The sequence below is a fragment of the Kineosporia babensis genome (genome assembly GCF_021129305.1).
GTDB lineage: Bacteria > Actinomycetota > Actinomycetes > Actinomycetales > Kineosporiaceae > Kineosporia > Kineosporia babensis.
In genome coordinates this window covers 185,185-200,699 of sequence record NZ_JAJOMB010000006.1, presented here as the reverse complement: position 1 = coordinate 200,699, position 15,515 = coordinate 185,185, and the positions used below count along the sequence as shown (strand labels likewise).

Genomic DNA, 15,515 nt, shown 5'->3' with positions numbered 1-15,515 from the left:
GTCACGCGGCGGCCTCCTTGGTGAGCGCGGGTTTACGTCGGCTGAACACCCGTTCGCGGAAGGCCGGGGACTGGCTCAGGCAGAGCACGACCACGACGATCGCCTTGAACAGCAGGGTGGCCTCGACCGGGATGCCCATGCTGACCGTGGTCACGTTCAGGGTCTGGATCAGGACCGCGCCGAGCACCGTGCCGGACAGCGAGAAGCGCCCGCCGGTCAGCGCGGTGCCGCCGATCACCACCGCCAGGATGGCGTCCAGCTCGATCAGGTTGCCCGCGGCGTTGGAGTCGGCGCTGGCCACGTTGGAGCTGTAGATCAGCCCGGCGATGCCCGCGCAGACCGCCGCGATCACGTAGACCAGCCAGGTCAGGCCGCGGGCCTGGATGCCGGCCAGGCGGCTGGCGGCCGGGCTGCCGCCGACCGCCTGCAGCAGCAGGCCCAGCGCGGTGCGGCCGGTCAGCAGTGAGGCGATCAGCACCACCGCGGCGGCGATCAGCACCGAGACCGGCAGGGCCAGGAAGTACCCGGCGCCGATCACCCGGTAGGGGTCGGAGCTGACGTTGAGGATCTGGCCGTCGGTGATCAGCTGGGCCAGGCCCCGCCCGGCGACCATCAGGATCAGGGTGGCGACGATCGGCTGGATCCCGATCACCGAGACCAGGAACCCGTTCCAGACGCCCAGGACCAGGCACAGCAGCAGGGCCAGGAGCACCGCGCCGAGGACCCCGGCCACGCTGTGCGGATCGCTCAGGTCGCCGATCAGCAGGCAGGCCAGGGCGCCGGAGACGGCCATCACCGAGCCCACCGACAGGTCGATCCCGCCGGTCGCGATCACCAGGGTCATCCCGACCCCGACCAGGATCAGCGGGGCGGAGCGGCGGGCGATGTCGATCAGGGTGCCGACCAGGTGGCCGTCGTGCACGGTGATCCGGAAAAAGTTGTTGGAGAAGAAGATGTTGAGCACCAGCAGCAGCACCAGCACCGCGAACGGCCAGAACAGCCGGTGGCTCAGGAGGTTCTTGCTCATGACGGGGACTGCCCTCCGGCGATGGTCTGCATGATCCGGTCCGCGTCCACGGCCTCGGTGTTCTCCAGTTCCTCCACCAGCCGCCGGTCGCGCAGGATCTCGATCTTGTGGCTGAGCCGCAGCACCTCTTCCAGCTCGGCGCTGACGAACAGCACCGCCATCCCGCCGTCGGCCAGTTCCGCGACCAGCCGCTGGATCTCGGCCTTGGCCCCGACGTCGATGCCCCGGGTGGGCTCGTCCACGATGAACAGCCGGGGCTCGGTGATCAGCCATCGGGCCAGCAGCACCTTCTGCTGATTGCCGCCGCTGAGGTCGCGCACCCGGCGGTCCGGATCGGCCGGGCGGATGTCCAGCGCCTTCACGTACTTGCCGACCAGCTCGTCGGCCCGGCGCCGGGAGATCGGGCGCATCCAGCCGCGCGAGGCCTGCAGGGCCAGGATAATGTTCTCGCGGACGCTGAGGTCGCCGACGATGCCCTCGGTGCGGCGGTTCTCCGAGGAGAAGGCGATCCCGCGGTTCATCGCCGCGCGTGGGCTGCGCAACGTGACGGCCTTGCCGTCGACCTTCAGCCGGCCCTCGTCGGCCCGGTCAGCGCCGAACAGCAGCCGGGCCAGCTCGGTCCGGCCCGAGCCGAGAAGACCGGCCAGGCCGACGATCTCACCCGGGTGGATGCTCAGCCCGAACGGCTCGATGCCGCCCTTGCGGCCCAGGTCCTCGGCCTGCACCAGGGCCTCGCCGCGCTCGATCCTCGCGGTCGTCTCCCGGGGCTGCTGCTCCAGGTCCTCCAGGGTGGCCAGGTCCTTGCCGATCATCTTGGCGACCAGTTCCATCTGCGGCAGCTCGGCGGTGCGGTACTCCCCCACCAGCCGGCCGTTGCGCAGCACGGTCATCCGGTCGGCGATCTCGTACACCTGGTCCAGGAAGTGCGACACGAACACGATCGCCACCCCCTGCGCCTTCAGCCGCCGGATCACGGCGAACAACTGGGCCACCTCGGAGGCGTCCAGGCTGGAGGTCGGCTCGTCCAGGATCAGCACCTTGGCATCGATGTCGACGGCCCTCGCGATCGCCACCATCTGCTGGATGGCCAGCGAGTAGGCGCCCAGCGGGGCGGACACGTCCAGATCCAGGTCCAGGCGCTGGAGCAGTTCTCGCGCGCGGCGGCGGGTCTGGCCCCAGCGGATCCGGCCGAACTGCCGGGGCTCGCGCCCGAGCAGGATGTTCTCGGCCACCGAGAGGTTCGCGCAGAGGTTCACCTCCTGGTAGACCGTGCTGATCCCGGCCTGCTGGGCCGGCAGCGGCCCGGAGAAGTGCACGTCCTGCCCGGCCAGCCGGATCTGCCCGCCGTCGATGTCGTACACCCCGGTGAGAACCTTGATCAGGGTGGATTTCCCGGCGCCGTTCTCACCCATCAGCGCGTGCACCTCGCCGGGCTGCAGGCGCAGGTCCACGCCGTCCAGCGCCACCACACCGGGAAATACCTTCCGGATGCCGGACATCTCCAGCACCGGGACGCCGGTCACCGGGCTCTGCTCAACCACAGCCATGCTCCTTCGCAGGACCTGGTCATGAGCGTGCACGGCCTGCGGTGATCCGCCGGCCGTGCACGCTCATACCGGGATCCGGATCAGTACTGGCGCTCGGGCAGGACTTCCTTCGCCTGCTCGGGCGTGAAGGTGGTCTCCTCGGTGAGCACCCGCTTCTCCACCGTGCCGCCGTCGGCCACGGTCTGGGCCAGCTCCATCAGCTGCGGCCCGAGCAGCGGGCTGCACTCCACGATGAAGTTGATCTTGCCCTCGGACAGCGCGGTCATCCCGTCCTTCACCGCGTCCACCGTGATGATCTTGATGTCCTTGCCCGGCTCCAGCCCGGCCGCCTCGATCGCCTCGATCGCGCCCAGGCCCATGTCGTCGTTGTGGGCGTAGAGCACGTCGATGTCGTCGTTCGAGTTCAGGAACGTCTCCATCACCTGCTTGCCGTCGGTCCGGGTGAACTGACCGGTTTGCGAGGCGATCACCTTGAACTTCGGGTCGGCCTTGATGACCTCGGCGAATCCGGCCTTGCGGTCGTTGGCCGGGGCCGCCCCGGGCGTTCCCTGGAGTTCAACGATATTGACCGGCTCGGTCTCGTCCTTGTACTCCTCGACGAGCCATTCCCCGGCTTTCTCACCCTCGAGAACGAAATCCGATCCGATAAAACTCTCGTAAAGGCTTTCGTCCGGGGAGTCGATCGCCCGGTCGGTCAGGATCACCGGGATCTCGGCGTCCTGGGCCTCTTTGAGGACGGTGTCCCAGCCCGACTCCACCACCGGCGAGAAGGCGATCACGTCGACCCGCTGGGTGATGAACGAGCGGATCGCCTTGATCTGGTTCTCCTGCTTGCCCTGGGCGTCGGAGAACTTCAGCTCGTAGCCGGCCTCGGCGGCCGACTCCTGGATCGACTTGGTGTTCGCCGTGCGCCAGCCGCTTTCGGCGCCGACCTGGGCGAACCCGAGGACCAGCTTGCCGTCCCCGCCACCGCCCCCGGCGTCGCCGCCCTCGTCGTCACCGCAGGCAGCCAGCGCCGACACCAGCAGCGCCGCCGCGAGCAGGGCACCGGCCCGCTTCTTGAACATTCCCTACCTCCTGGGGACCACGTCAACATCGTTGTTAACGTTCACACTTTTGGTCGCGGCGATGTGGGAAACGATGGCGTTCGAAAACTTTTCGGCGACTGAATCCGGCCGATGACCGGGTCCCCCGTTCCCCGGCCATCGGCCGGTTCGTTCATGGAGTGTCGTCGCTCGGTGCAGCTGCGTCAATGGCCGAATTGAAACACCTAGAGCCGGACCTGGGTATCGCCTCACCCCGGTCGGGAGTGTTATTTGGAAATATCGGTTCCGGACCGCACGGCGCAACATCCGGCATTCTGGTTGCCCTTCCCGAGACCCAGGAGTATTGGCGCGCAGAGCATTCAGCTTTCCGGCCCTCCAGAGCGGCCGGGGATCGGCCGGTCCGGACCGCTCCGCAGGACCGGGACTTCGCTCAGGTCTGGTGCGCGATCCGCACCGACCGATCTCCTCAGATCAGGAGAGTTCCTTGACCACGTAGCTGGAGTAGACGGTTCCGGCCGTGAGGTAGAAGTTCTCCGAGCCCGGCTCCTTGACCACCGACTGGATCGCCAGCACCTCGTCCCGCTTCGGGTTCAGGTAGAGCTGCCATTCCATCGTCCCGTACCTACCGGTCTTCTCGGTGATCACCAGGCCGATCGCCTCACGCCCGGCCGGATCGGTACCGGAGACCGTCCGCACGCCCGGGAGCCCGGCCATCATCTGATAGATGCCGGCCCGGCGGGCCGGTTCCAGATCGTAGTCGTTGCTCAGGATCTTGGTCCCTTCCCGGAACAGCCAGGCCGCAGGATCTTGGGGACGCTGGGCAAGGCCGGGCAGGTGGGTCCACCACTCACCGTGGTCGGCGACCCAGTCCAGCATGGCCTCCCGCAGAGCCACCGGATCGGTCGGCATCTGCTCGAGATCGCCTTCGAAGATGAGGTTCTCGTCGAATCCGGGCAGGATCTGCTCGTTGCCCGGGCTGGCGGGGGCGTCCGGACCGGAGTCCACTTCGGGAGAACCGTCGGCCTGGAAGGCCTGCGCATCCGCAGCGGTGAGCGGGGTGAGCTTCATGGTCCCGAAGCTCAGGCTCCGGTGGTTACCGCCGTCGTCGACCTGAGTGGTGACCGGATAGGTGAGGCGCACGTCGTACTCGCGCCCGGCGTTGGCGTGGTGCAGGACGACGGAGCTTTCGGCGACGACGCGGTACTCCGTCCTGGCCTCGTTGTCACCGGCCCGCTCGGCGGCGGCGATCAGGGCCGTGTGGGCGTCACCGGTCCGGATCACCGGGAGTTCGGCCGGGGCCGAGATGTGCAGCACGGTCAACAGCAGCGCGACCGCCATCAGGCCGGCGACGGCCGGCCGCCAGAGCTTCGGACGGTAACGCTTTTCGGAACGCCGTGAGGAGACGATCCGGTGCAGGAGAGCGTCGGCCCGGAGGTCGGGCGCCGGGAGCTCCTGGTACGGGTTGGCTGCCCGCAGACGATCGAGGACGTTCGGGTCAGGCATCGGACGCTCCTCCGGGATGCGCGGGAATCGTTGGCGTAACAGCGAGATCGGCTGCTTCCTGGCCGATGGGGTCCATCGCCAGCAGCTGTTCGAGTTTTCGGCGAGCCCGGTGCACCCGGACCCGGAACGTGGCCACCGAACAGCCCATGGCGGCGGCCGCGTCGGCGTAGTCCAGTTCTTCCCAGCTGATCAGCAGCAGTGCCTCGCGGCCGACCGGGTCCAGGGCGCGCAGAGCAGCACGCAGGTGATCGTCCTCCACGACCTGCACGGCCGGGTCCGGCACCGGAGTGCTACGGCGTCCCCGGAGCCGGGCGGCCAGGCGCTCCTGCCGCCGGGAGGAACGGTTCTCGTTGGCCAGGTGGTTGGCAGCCGTGCGGTACAGCCACGGCAACGGCTCCGGCGGCAACCGGTCGAAGTGCAACCAGGCCGCGGTGAACGTCTGGGCCACCACGTCATGGGCCCGGGACGCCTCGGTCCGGCGGGAGGCGTAGGCCAGCACCTTCGGGTAGTGCCGCTGGAACAGTTCCTCGAAATCGTCCTGATCACCCATGACGAGTCTTGCTCACGGTAGACAACTGCCTTTCCTGGCCATCGGTGCGTCCCTTGTCACCGGTCAAGGTCCGGCACCGGCCCCGGTGTTACGGCCCGAGCCGGATTTTTCTCGGGCCTGTCCTGTGGATCATGGCCGTAGCGAGGAGGTGCCCGGGGCGTCGGCTGGGCGTGGCCGGTGGGGCCCCTCGCAATGGTTTTGCGTGGGGCCACGCCGGACGCGTCCAGACGGCGTCCCGGGTGCCCCGCAGTAGGCAAAGATCCACAGGACAGGCCCTAGCCGAGCACGATCTGGCCGAGTTCCTGGGTGCACCGGGTCAGCGCCACGTACAGCCCGTTCCAGCCGCGCGGCTCGGCGGCGATGCCGTCCGGGTCGACCACCAGCGCGGCGTCCCACTCCAGACCTTTGGCCTGCGGCGCGCTCAAACAGGGGACGTCGGTGGGGGCGGCCGCGGTGAGCTCGGCCAGGCGGGCGGCCGGGGCTACGACGCCGACCGTGCCGCCGGCCCAACGGTGCTGCAGTTCCTGGACGGCGTTCTTGACGGCGGTGGGCAGGTCTTGCGCGTCCACTGTTTTCTGCCAGGGAGCAACGCCGGAGGAACGGACGGCGCGGGGTGGGGTGTTGTGGCTGCCGGCCTTCTGCAGAACCGGCGCCGTGAGGTCCATGACCTCGCTGGGGGTGCGGTAGCAGATGGTCAGCTCGGCTGCGCTCCAGCGCTCACCGAACGAACTCTCGACCGCCTGAGCCCAGCTGGTGTGCTGGTGCGAGGCCTCGGCCTGGTCGATGTCGCCGACCGCGGTGATCGAACGGGCAGGGCAGCGTCGGACCACCATCTGCCACTGCATCTCTGACAGTTCCTGGGCCTCGTCCACCACCACGTGACCGTAGATCCACCCCCGCTGCCGCCGCGCCCGGTCCGCCACGAACTCCCCCTGCAGCCTTTCCACGGCCACGTCACCCAGCAGGTCGGCCACAGCATCCAGGAGGGGAATGTCGCTGGAGGCCCAGCCGGAGGGCTCCGCGGCGACCAGCGCGGCCTCCCCCGCGGGCAAGAAGGTGAGGCGGGAAGCGTCCTCAAGCAGTTCCCGCAACACCTCCCCCGCATCCAGCGACGGCCACCACTGGACCACCGCGTCCGTCACCTGGGGGCTGGCACTGATCCGGTCGCGCAGTTCCTCGACCTCGTCCTCGGAGAGCGTTCCGTCCACGTCCTGGCTGGAGGCGCGGGTAGCCGGGCCGACGTCCTGCTCGGCCCCCTTCTTCCGGTCCAGACCGCTCAGGATGTCCTCGAAGCCGTCCTCCATCGAGGCCATGATCGCCTCCCGCCGGTGCACCACCGCGTCGGTCAGCAGCCGGTGCACGTGCTCGGTGAAGACCGCCCGCGCCGCGTGATACGAGCGCCCCGGCAACGAAGCGCGCAGTGCCTGGGCGGTGCCCAGGGTGTACTCCTCGCCCTCCCAGCGCACCGTCAGGTCCCGCTCCACCGGCTGCAGCGACGCAACGTGAGCCTGCAGCGCCGACTGCCACAAACCCCGTCCTTTGATTTCCGAGACCCGCCGTGACTCCTCGCGCCCGACCACCACCCCCGGAAGCAAGGTGTCGCAGGTCGCCGAGACCACGGCGGTCTCGCCCAGCGCGGGCAGCACCTGCGCGATGTAGTCGAGGAACCGCGCGGAGGGGCCCAGCACCAGCACGGCCTGCTCACTGATCTGGCTGTAGGTGAACAGCAGGTAGGCAACCCGGTGCAGTGCGACGACCGTCTTGCCGGTACCCGGACCGCCCTGAACGATCAGCGGACCACTGGCGTCGGCCCGGATGATGTCGTCCTGCTCACGCTGCAGCGTGGCAATGGCTGTGCTCATCTGCCCGGTACGACGCTGACCCAGCGCCGCCAGCAGAGCGCCCTCCCCCACCAGATCCGTCTGCGCGCCGCCGTCCAAAGGCTCGTCATTGACGTCGAGAACCGTTGCCCCACTGGTGCGAACATGCCGACGGCGGGCCTGCCCCTGGGGGTCGACCGGAGTGGCGGTGTAGAACGCTCGCGCTGCCGGCGCCCGCCAGTCCAGCACCAGGGGCTCAGCATCCTCGTCGCCTTCGCGCACCCCCAGGCGGCCGATGTGCCGGACCACGCCGTCCAGAGCGTCCAGACGTCCGAAAATCAACCCGTCCTGAGCCCGGAGAATCTCCTTGTGACGTTGCTGAAGCCCCCGCACCCGAACAGCTTCCGTGCGCTCCTGCGCCGCGTCCCCGATCTCCTGCTCGATCTGCCGGAGGATCTGGGCCTGACGGGCAAGGGCAGCGTCGAGGAAGCGCTGTTCTTCGGTGACGGCGGTGGGCTGCATCCCCTTGAGGTATCACACGTCAGCTGAGATTCCCGGCCATACGGTCAGAGCAAAATGGGGGACGCTGCCCCGGCTTGCGTGCTTTGCTCACCGATCCGAATGGCGGACCGGGTGACCGGACGGGCCCACGGTGAGCCAGGTACCGTCGCCGAGAAACTTGATGCCGTCGGCATTGTCGGTGCGAGTGTCGAACGCCCCCCTCACCTCACCGGTGCGGGTATCCACCCGGTAGCTCTGGAACCACTCCTTCTCCTCGTCCTCCCCGGTGACCGTCAGGATCACCGTCTCGGAGTCGAGATAGCCGCCGTTCCAGTCCACGTACACCTCCTCCTCGTCGCCGTGCCCGAAATCCTCCAGCGACAGGGACAGCAGAACTTCGCCCTGGGGGTAGGCATGGACCTTCAGGTCGACCTGTCCATGTTCGACCGTCAGGAACCGTTGACCGTCGGGCGAAAAGCCCACCAGGACGCGGTCGCGCCAGGGGTAGACGAAAAGGTCCATCCCCGTCTCGGTCAGCGATCCCCGGTACAGCGCCGAACCGTCCTGCCCCTCACCGACATCAAGCAGAACGCTGCCATCACCCCGATGCAGGAATTGCCCACCCCCATGGCCGGCCGTTTCCAGGTCGGCCTGGGCGATGACGGCACCGGTCCTGCTGTCCAGGACGACCCACTGGTCGGAACGGTCGCGACCCGCCATGGCGTCAGGCCGGTAGACCCAGATCGCGCTCTCGCCCAGTGAGAGCAAGCAGCCCGGCCAGTGCCCGAACTTGCTGGTCGCCTTCGGCTCGAAGCTCGAACGCCACACCTGCCCACCGTCCGCCGACAGGGCGACGATCTCATCGAGCGTGACGTAGTAGGCGCGCTGCAGATCGACGGTGACGGCATGTCCCAGCGCAGTATCGGCCTCGGGCAGGAGCCAACTCCGTACCGGCTCAAGGACACCTTCGACGCCGTCGGTCAGGCGGTAGGCGCATAGTCGGCCGTCGACGATCGCTGAATGGAACCGCTGAGAGTAAGCCACTTCTGGAGCCTATTGCACCATTTGTCACACCACGGCGTGGTCCAGGCTGACCGCCGCTGCAGCTTCCCGGATCAGGGAGGCCGCCACATCCACGGCCTCGGGGACGCCGCGGCCCTCGAAGCGGCGCAGGACGATCCGGCGTGTACCCAGGCCGGGCACCTCCAGCGGGCTGATGTTCGGGTGCGAGACGTCCAGCAGCGCCAGTGAAGGCACCAGCGCCATGCCCTCACCCGCACCGACCAACGCCAGCGCGGTCTGGATGTCCTGGTAGGTGTGCACCATCGGGGTGGAGATGTTCAGGGCCCGCCGCACCCGGTGCGTGGCCTCCGCGCCGGCCGCACCCGAGACCAGCCCCAGCCAGGGCAGCGAGAGCCGGCCGATGTCCACCGTGTCCAGCAGCGCCACGTTGGAGGGCACGACCAGCCGCCAGGGCTCGTCCAGCAGCGGGGTCTCGGTCATGTTCTTGGGCAGGCGCGGCGAGGCCTGCTGGGCGTCGAATTCCAGGGTCACCATGTCCAGGTCACCTGAACGGAGCATCCGCAGCAGCTCTTCCTGGTCCTCCTCGTAGACCTCGAAGCGCAGCCGGGGATGCCGGCGCTTCCACTCCGGCAGGTTCGGGGCCAGCGCCACCCGCAGGAAGGTCTGGAAGATGCCGATCCGCACCGTTCCGACCGGATCGATCTCGTCCTCCAACAGCTTGGCCCGCACCAGGTTCAGCGCCCGCTCGATCTCCTCGGCCGCCTCCACCAGGGCATGCCCGGCCTCGGTCAGCAGCACCCCGTGCGTGGTGCGCGTCACCAAGGCGAACCCGGTCTCGGACTCAAGTCTGGCCAACTGCTGGCTAACGGCAGAGGGCGTCAGGCCCAACTCGTCGGCGGCCGCGAGCACGCCGCCCTCACGCGAGATGGCCAGGAGGAACCTCAGCCGCCGGGGGTCGATCCGCATGTTCAGAAACGCTAAACGTCCGGTGCAGTGATTTGCAATTGTGCTGAAGTCCGCGAAGCCTCATAGTCATCGGCGGGGATCGGCGGTCCGGTCTCCTCCCTCACGCTTGAAAGGGCTGCTGAAATGGCGGCATTGCTCGGCTGGCTGGGCACGGTGGGCACCCTCGGGGCCTACGTCCTCCTCTGCCGGGGGCGCTGGAGCGCCACCTCCCTGCGCTACTCCCTTCTGAACGGCATCGGCGGCACCGTGGGTGCGCTCGGCAGCGCGATGTACGGGGCCTGGCCCAGCGTCGCCTCGAACCTGGTCTGGGCGGCGATCGGCCTGCACGCCGTGGTCGTTGAACTGCTCGAGCGCCGCCGCGCGAAGCTGGCGACGCAGCAGCTCAGCTGCAACGCCACCGACTTCGTCCCGGCCTCCTGATCCCCCCGGCCCTGGTTCCTGGCCGTTACCGCTGCGGCACAGCGGGTTCGATCGCCGGGCAGTGCGTGCCCGGCGCCGGTACCCGGAGCCTGATCAGGTAGTCGTCGATCGCCTGCTGGGCGCACGGGCTGCTGTTGTAGGTGCCGTGCCCCCAGCCGTCGTAGGTCAGCAGCACAGCCTGGTCGCCGAGCTGTTCGGCGACGTGGGTGGCCCAGTTGTAGCCGCTGGCCGGGTCGTAGCGGGCGTTGGTCAGCAAGATCGTCGGAGCACCGTTCACCCGCAGGTCCCGCTGCGGGTTACGGACCGGCTGGGGTGAGCCCAGGCAGGTCGAGAGCGCCAGCAACGAACGTGGGTAACGCATTTGCGGGGCCCGCTCGGCAATACGTTCCATCAGCTGGGCGTACTGGGCGTGGTCGCGCACCGGCAGGGACCAGTCCTCGCAGAACACCGCCATCGGGTACGTCTGGAGTTCTGGCCCGGGTTCGGCGTCGGCTTGGGCCTTGGTGACGGCCGGCTGATTCAGATCGGCGAGCTGCTGGGCGAACTCGGCCCAGTCCGGTTCGTAGAACGCCTTCTGGGCCTGCACGGTCAGGGCAAAAGCGCTCAGGCCCGCCAGCTCACCGGCCTCAGCCCTGGCCAGCAGCCGGTCCCACACGGCGTTCACGTCCTGCCCGTGCAGGGCACACGACTCGGTACGCCCGCACCAGGCCACGAACTGCTCGAACGCTTCCTGCTCGGTGCCGGCCTGGGTGTCCATGAACGCCCGGGTGCCGAGGCTGTGATCGACCACGCTTTCCAGCACCAGGGCCCGCACTCGCCGGGGGAACTGCTGCGCGTACTGCTGACCCAGCAGGGTGCCGTACGAGCTGCCGTGAAAGGTCAGCTTCTGCTCGCCGAGGGCCTGCCGGAGCGCGTCCAGGTCCCGGACTGTGCTCAGGGTGTCCAGGTGGTCGTACACCGGCCCGGTGTGGCGACGGCAGTTCGCGGCCAGCTTCTGGTTGAAGACTTTGGTGGCCTTGAACTCGGCCTGGCTGCGGATCAGCGGCGAGGGCTGTTGCTTCAGCAGGTCGCTGGAGCAGCGCACCGGACTGCTCGCGAGCACTGGGGCGGACGCCTGGAGAAGACCGAGCCTCACGGAAGCGTTCTGCTGCGCCACTACTCGCTTCCTGTCCGCACCTCGGACAAGGGCCTGTGATACGCGCCATGCCAGCGCTTGACGCTGATTCTCGCGGCCGAGGACGGGACGCTGCACGAGGCTGATCTGCGTGTTGCGAACGGACGTTTTCCTGGACCAGTAGGTACCGTGCCGCCTGTGCTGAACAGCCCTGCCGAACTCATGGCCGCCTTCCGCGGGACGGCGCTGGACGGACTGCCGGTCAAGCGGGTGCCGGACTGCGACGACGTGCTGGTGATCGAATGGCCCGAGCCGGAAGACCTGCTCACCGGCTGGCGGGCGGCCCGGGACGTCATGGCCGTGACGGGGCGGCGGCCGGTCGCGGTCAGCGGAGACGACTACGGCATCCATGCCGACGGCTCTGATGTCAGTGACGACGTTCTCCATGACTGCAACCTTGAGTTCTTCGGCCCCGGGCCGGACGAACTGCCCGAACTTGAGGCAGCGTCGCTCAACCCGGACCCGTGGCCGCCGCTGAACCGTTGGGACACCGACGAGCCCGAGGAACCTCTCGACCTGGAGACCGTTGAACACCTCCTGGACTTCTACCAGGCCGGACCGGACTGGGACGCCCGAACTGTGGCCCGGGACCTGCTCCCCGGTATCACGCCCTCGGCCACGCTGGACGTCATTCAGCGCCACCTGCTGGAGAAGATCACCAGCGACCCTGCCCTGAGCACACCACTGCACAGCGATCAGGTGCTCAAGACGTCCGGCGCGCTCGATTGGTACGTTCCCGGTCGGGTGCAGTTGGCGCTGCTACCCACCACCAGCCCCTGGCTCGCGATGGCCTGGCTGTATTACTTCGGTGAGGACGACACCGCCACCCTGGTCGCCTGCCTGCGGCACTGGCACGAGAGGTGGGGCGCCGAACTCGTCGCGTCCTGGGACACCATGCTCCAGTTCACCACCACACGCCGCCCGGACTTCGGGCCCGAAGCTCTGGAACTCGCCCGGCAGCAGCTCTCTTTGGCCGGAAACCTCGACATGCCCCAGATCCACCTGGCCTGGGATCTGGCCCACACCAACGCCTGGTTCCTCCACGACCGCCCTTAGGGACTGTCCTGCGCCATCGCAACGGTGTGCCCGTGCGGTGGCCAACTCGGCATGGGTGCCACGCCGCACCAGCAGACGAGCGACCACGGCGGACTTCCCGTCTTCTCCACAGCATCCCATCGGGAACCGTTATCATTCTCCCCACGGCGTCGCCGGGCCGGTAGAGTGCGACACATTGCAAACTGCTTATGCGATGGAGTGACTGCGGTGCAGGCGGAACCCGGACTGGCGGAGGCCGCCCAGCTGTTCAAGATCCTCGGCCACGAGTCCCGGCTGTGGCTGCTGCGGCTGATCAGCGCGCAACCAAGCACCGTGGGCGAACTGGCCGAGCGGACCGCCATGTCCCAGCCGCTGGTCTCGCAGCACCTGCGCACCCTGCGCCAGGGCGGCCTGGTCACCGCCGTGCGCAGCGGCAAGGAGGTCACCTACGAGATCGCCGACACCCACGTCACCCATGTGGTCGCCGATGCCGTCGCCCACGTCCTGGAAGGCAGCAAACCGTAGGCCCTTTGACCGTCGAACCGCCCGTCAGGATTCTTCATGCCCCAGCAGCACCCGGCCCAGGTCCGTCCCGCTCCGGCGCCCCCGTACCGTGAGCCGGCCGGCCTACTCGCTCTCCTGGTCGTGGCCGGTTTCGCCGCCCTCGCCCTGGGGCGCTTCTGGCTGGCGGACTGGGGGCAGCACCACCCGGCCGCGCAGGCCTGGGTCACCGTGTTCGTCTCGATCACCCTGCAGTCGCTGCCGTTCCTGCTGCTGGGCGTCACGCTCGGCGCGGTGATCAGCGTGCTGGTCCCGGCCCGATGGCTGCAGGCGGCCCTGCCCCGCCGTCAGGCTCTGGCTGTACCGGTCGCCGGCGCCGCCGGGGTGGTCCTGCCCGGCTGCGAATGTGCCTCTGTGCCGGTGGCCGGTGCTCTGATGCGCCAGGGCCTGCCGGCCGCCCCGGCCCTGGCCTTCCTGCTGGCGGCTCCCGCCGTGAACCCGATCGTGCTGGTGGCGACGGCAGTGGCCTTTCCCGGGCGACCGGAGATGATGGTGGCCCGACTGGTGGCCTCACTGCTGGCCGCCACCGCGATGGGCTGGCTGTGGCTGCGGTTCGGGCGCCCGGAATGGTTACGGCTGCCCTCGCTGAACCAGGATGCCCACCAGCACGGTCGGGCCTCGGCGTTCGCGCAGGCGATGCAGCACGATCTGCTCCACGCCGGTGGGTTCCTGGTGCTCGGCGCGATGCTCGCCGCCACCGTGAACGTGCTGGTGCCGACCGACTGGCTGGCCACCCTGGGCGGGCAGGTGGTGGTGTCGGTGATCGTGCTGTCGCTGCTGGCCGTGGCGGTCGCCATCTGCTCCGAGGCCGATGCCTTCGTGGCCGCCTCGTTCACCCAGTTCTCGCCCACCGCCATGCTGGCCTTCATGGTGGTCGGCCCGATGGTCGACGTGAAACTCGCCTCGATGCAGGCCGGGACGTTCGGACGGGCTTTCGCGGCCCGGTTCGCGCCGGCCACCTTCGTGGTCGCCGTGGCCTGCGCCGTCGCCATCGGTACGGTGCTGCTGTGAGGCGGCAACTGCAGTGGCTGGTCCTGGTCACGCTCGGGTGCGTGGTTGCGCACGTGGGCCTGACCGATCTGCACCTACGCTACGTGCAGCCGTTCATGCGCCCGGCCCTGATCGTCACTGGAGCAGTTCTCGTGCTGCTCGGGCTGGCCGATCTGCTGATGGCCCTGCGCCGCGGTCACCACGAGCAGGGGCACGGGGCGGCGCCCCGGACGACGTGGCTGCTGCTGTTGCCCGTGCTGTGCATCGGGGCGCTCACCCCACCAGCGCTGGGCTCGTACTCGGCTCAGCGGGCGGTCGACGTGTCGGCGGTGGACAACCGCAGCGACGAAGAGATCGAGGCCGGGTTCGAGGCACTGGCCCAGGACGATGTCCTGGAACTCACCCTGGCCGAATTCAACGAACGGGCCTACTGGGACGAGTCGAAGTCCCTGGAGGGCCGCACGGTGCGGCTGGTGGGTTTCGTGTCCCGGTCCGGAGAGCAGGACTGGGAACTGGCCCGGATGATGATGCAGTGCTGCGCGGCCGATGCGGCCGCCATTCTCGTCACCGTCACCGGGCAGGCCTCGCCGGCGAGGGACCAGTGGGTTGAGGTCGAAGGCGTGTGGCAACCGGACGACGCCTCGATCGATCCGGGGAGCCAGCCGCCCACCTTGGCGGCCACCCGCGTGACCGCGATCCCCGCTCCCCGCAACGGTTACGAGTGAGCCGACCGGACCGGCTCGCAGACACCACCGAGGCCGCATGAACCCGATGTAAATATCCCAGACGTCACGTCGCTTGTGCCCCGCGGCGATGTCTTTGCCGCTGATGCAGCTGCGAGCTAAAGGCCGCACTACGCCCGATCAATGGACGGCGGAGGTGCCTGGATCCGGGACGGCGGCCCCGCCTCAACTCGAGGCCTCGATGGTCCAGCCGGCGCCGCCATCCCGGATCCTCTCCGAGCGAGCTTCTTAGTGCTCGTCGTAGTGGTCCTCGTGCACCGCGTGGCGGTGGCCTTCGTGCACGTAGTCGGTGTGGTCACCGTGCTGGACGGCCTCATGCCCGCAGTCACCACCGTGCGTGTGCTCGGCGGTGCTGTGCTCGGCCACGGACTCGTGCTCGTCGTAGTGGTCGCCGTGCTCGGCGTGACGGTGCGTGCCGTGCAGGTAGTCCACGTGGTCACCGTGCTGGACGGCTTCGTGGCCGCAGTCGCCGCCGTGCTGGTGCTCGGCGATGCTGTGCTCGGCGTGGGTCTCGGTGACGCTCATCGGACCGTTTCCTCTCGTCGTACGGCTTTTCACCCCGGACAACCGGGGCGGACGCCGACTCGATGCGCGGCGCGAGGCAACAGT

At 68.7% G+C, this 15,515-nt stretch carries 15 protein-coding genes; 5 read left to right on the top strand and 10 right to left on the bottom strand.

Translation table 11 applies throughout. From position 1 onward, the window contains the following. Position 1: 1 nt before the first annotated feature. From LR394_RS13775 to LR394_RS13740, 8 genes are all read right to left on the bottom strand, one after another. Positions 2–1,027, bottom strand: coding sequence for an ABC transporter permease (locus LR394_RS13775; RefSeq protein WP_231441726.1), 1,026 nt, complete (start codon positions 1,025–1,027; stop codon positions 2–4). Continuing rightward, positions 1,024–2,526, bottom strand: coding sequence for a sugar ABC transporter ATP-binding protein (locus LR394_RS13770; RefSeq protein ID WP_269329153.1), 1,503 nt, complete (start codon positions 2,524–2,526; stop codon positions 1,024–1,026). The genes LR394_RS13775 and LR394_RS13770 overlap by 4 nt, the downstream gene beginning before the upstream one ends. Positions 2,527–2,654: 128 nt before the next feature. Further along, positions 2,655–3,641 carry an ABC transporter substrate-binding protein gene (locus LR394_RS13765; protein WP_231441722.1) on the bottom strand — a complete coding sequence of 329 codons (987 nt, stop codon included), beginning with the start codon at positions 3,639–3,641 and terminating at the stop codon, positions 2,655–2,657. Between the two features lie 450 nt (positions 3,642–4,091). Beyond that, positions 4,092–5,123 carry a hypothetical protein gene (locus LR394_RS13760; protein ID WP_231441715.1) on the bottom strand — a complete coding sequence of 344 codons (1,032 nt, stop codon included), beginning with the start codon at positions 5,121–5,123 and terminating at the stop codon, positions 4,092–4,094. Continuing rightward, the gene (locus tag LR394_RS13755; protein WP_231441713.1) at positions 5,116–5,673 is read right to left on the bottom strand and encodes an RNA polymerase sigma factor; all 558 of its coding nucleotides are present in this window, start codon (positions 5,671–5,673) and stop codon (positions 5,116–5,118) included. Before LR394_RS13755 ends, LR394_RS13760 begins: the two co-directional genes overlap by 8 nt. 275 nt (positions 5,674–5,948) lie before the next feature. After that, positions 5,949–8,015, bottom strand: coding sequence for a HelD family protein (locus LR394_RS13750; protein WP_231441711.1), 2,067 nt, complete (start codon positions 8,013–8,015; stop codon positions 5,949–5,951). Positions 8,016–8,102: 87 nt separating this feature from the next. Further along, positions 8,103–9,038: a hypothetical protein gene (locus LR394_RS13745; RefSeq protein ID WP_231441709.1), complete on the bottom strand. Its 936-nt coding sequence runs from the start codon at positions 9,036–9,038 to the stop codon at positions 8,103–8,105. 24 nt (positions 9,039–9,062) lie between these two features. Beyond that, complete coding sequence (locus LR394_RS13740; RefSeq protein WP_231441707.1) at positions 9,063–9,983, bottom strand: LysR family transcriptional regulator; 921 nt, start codon at positions 9,981–9,983, stop codon at positions 9,063–9,065. A gap of 123 nt (positions 9,984–10,106) precedes the next feature. On the opposite strand from LR394_RS13740, the gene LR394_RS13735 reads away from it, so the two are divergent. Beyond that, a complete protein-coding gene (locus tag LR394_RS13735; RefSeq protein ID WP_231441705.1) occupies positions 10,107–10,403 on the top strand; it encodes a CBU_0592 family membrane protein in 297 nt (98 codons plus the stop codon). A gap of 25 nt (positions 10,404–10,428) precedes the next feature. Here LR394_RS13735 and LR394_RS13730 read toward each other — a convergent pair whose 3' ends face one another. After that, positions 10,429–11,505, bottom strand: a complete 1,077-nt coding sequence (locus tag LR394_RS13730) for an alpha/beta hydrolase (RefSeq protein ID WP_231441702.1) — start codon at positions 11,503–11,505, stop codon at positions 10,429–10,431. Positions 11,506–11,715: 210 nt separating this feature from the next. On the opposite strand from LR394_RS13730, the gene LR394_RS13725 reads away from it, so the two are divergent. The 4 genes from LR394_RS13725 (at position 11,716) to LR394_RS13710 (ending at position 14,888) form a co-directional block, all read left to right on the top strand. Next, positions 11,716–12,633 carry a DUF4253 domain-containing protein gene (locus LR394_RS13725; RefSeq protein WP_231441700.1) on the top strand — a complete coding sequence of 306 codons (918 nt, stop codon included), beginning with the start codon at positions 11,716–11,718 and terminating at the stop codon, positions 12,631–12,633. A 207-nt stretch (positions 12,634–12,840) separates the two neighbouring features. Next, a complete protein-coding gene (locus LR394_RS13720) occupies positions 12,841–13,137 on the top strand; it encodes an ArsR/SmtB family transcription factor (RefSeq protein ID WP_231441699.1) in 297 nt (98 codons plus the stop codon). 36 nt (positions 13,138–13,173) lie between these two features. After that, positions 13,174–14,184, top strand: coding sequence for a permease (locus tag LR394_RS13715; RefSeq protein ID WP_231441697.1), 1,011 nt, complete (start codon positions 13,174–13,176; stop codon positions 14,182–14,184). Next, a complete protein-coding gene (locus tag LR394_RS13710) occupies positions 14,181–14,888 on the top strand; it encodes a TIGR03943 family putative permease subunit (RefSeq protein WP_231441695.1) in 708 nt (235 codons plus the stop codon). The genes LR394_RS13715 and LR394_RS13710 overlap by 4 nt, the downstream gene beginning before the upstream one ends. Positions 14,889–15,134: 246 nt before the next feature. Here the strand turns inward: LR394_RS13710 and LR394_RS13705 are convergent, their stop codons facing one another. Next, the gene (locus tag LR394_RS13705; protein WP_231441693.1) at positions 15,135–15,431 is read right to left on the bottom strand and encodes a hypothetical protein; all 297 of its coding nucleotides are present in this window, start codon (positions 15,429–15,431) and stop codon (positions 15,135–15,137) included. Positions 15,432–15,515 lie beyond the last annotated feature (84 nt).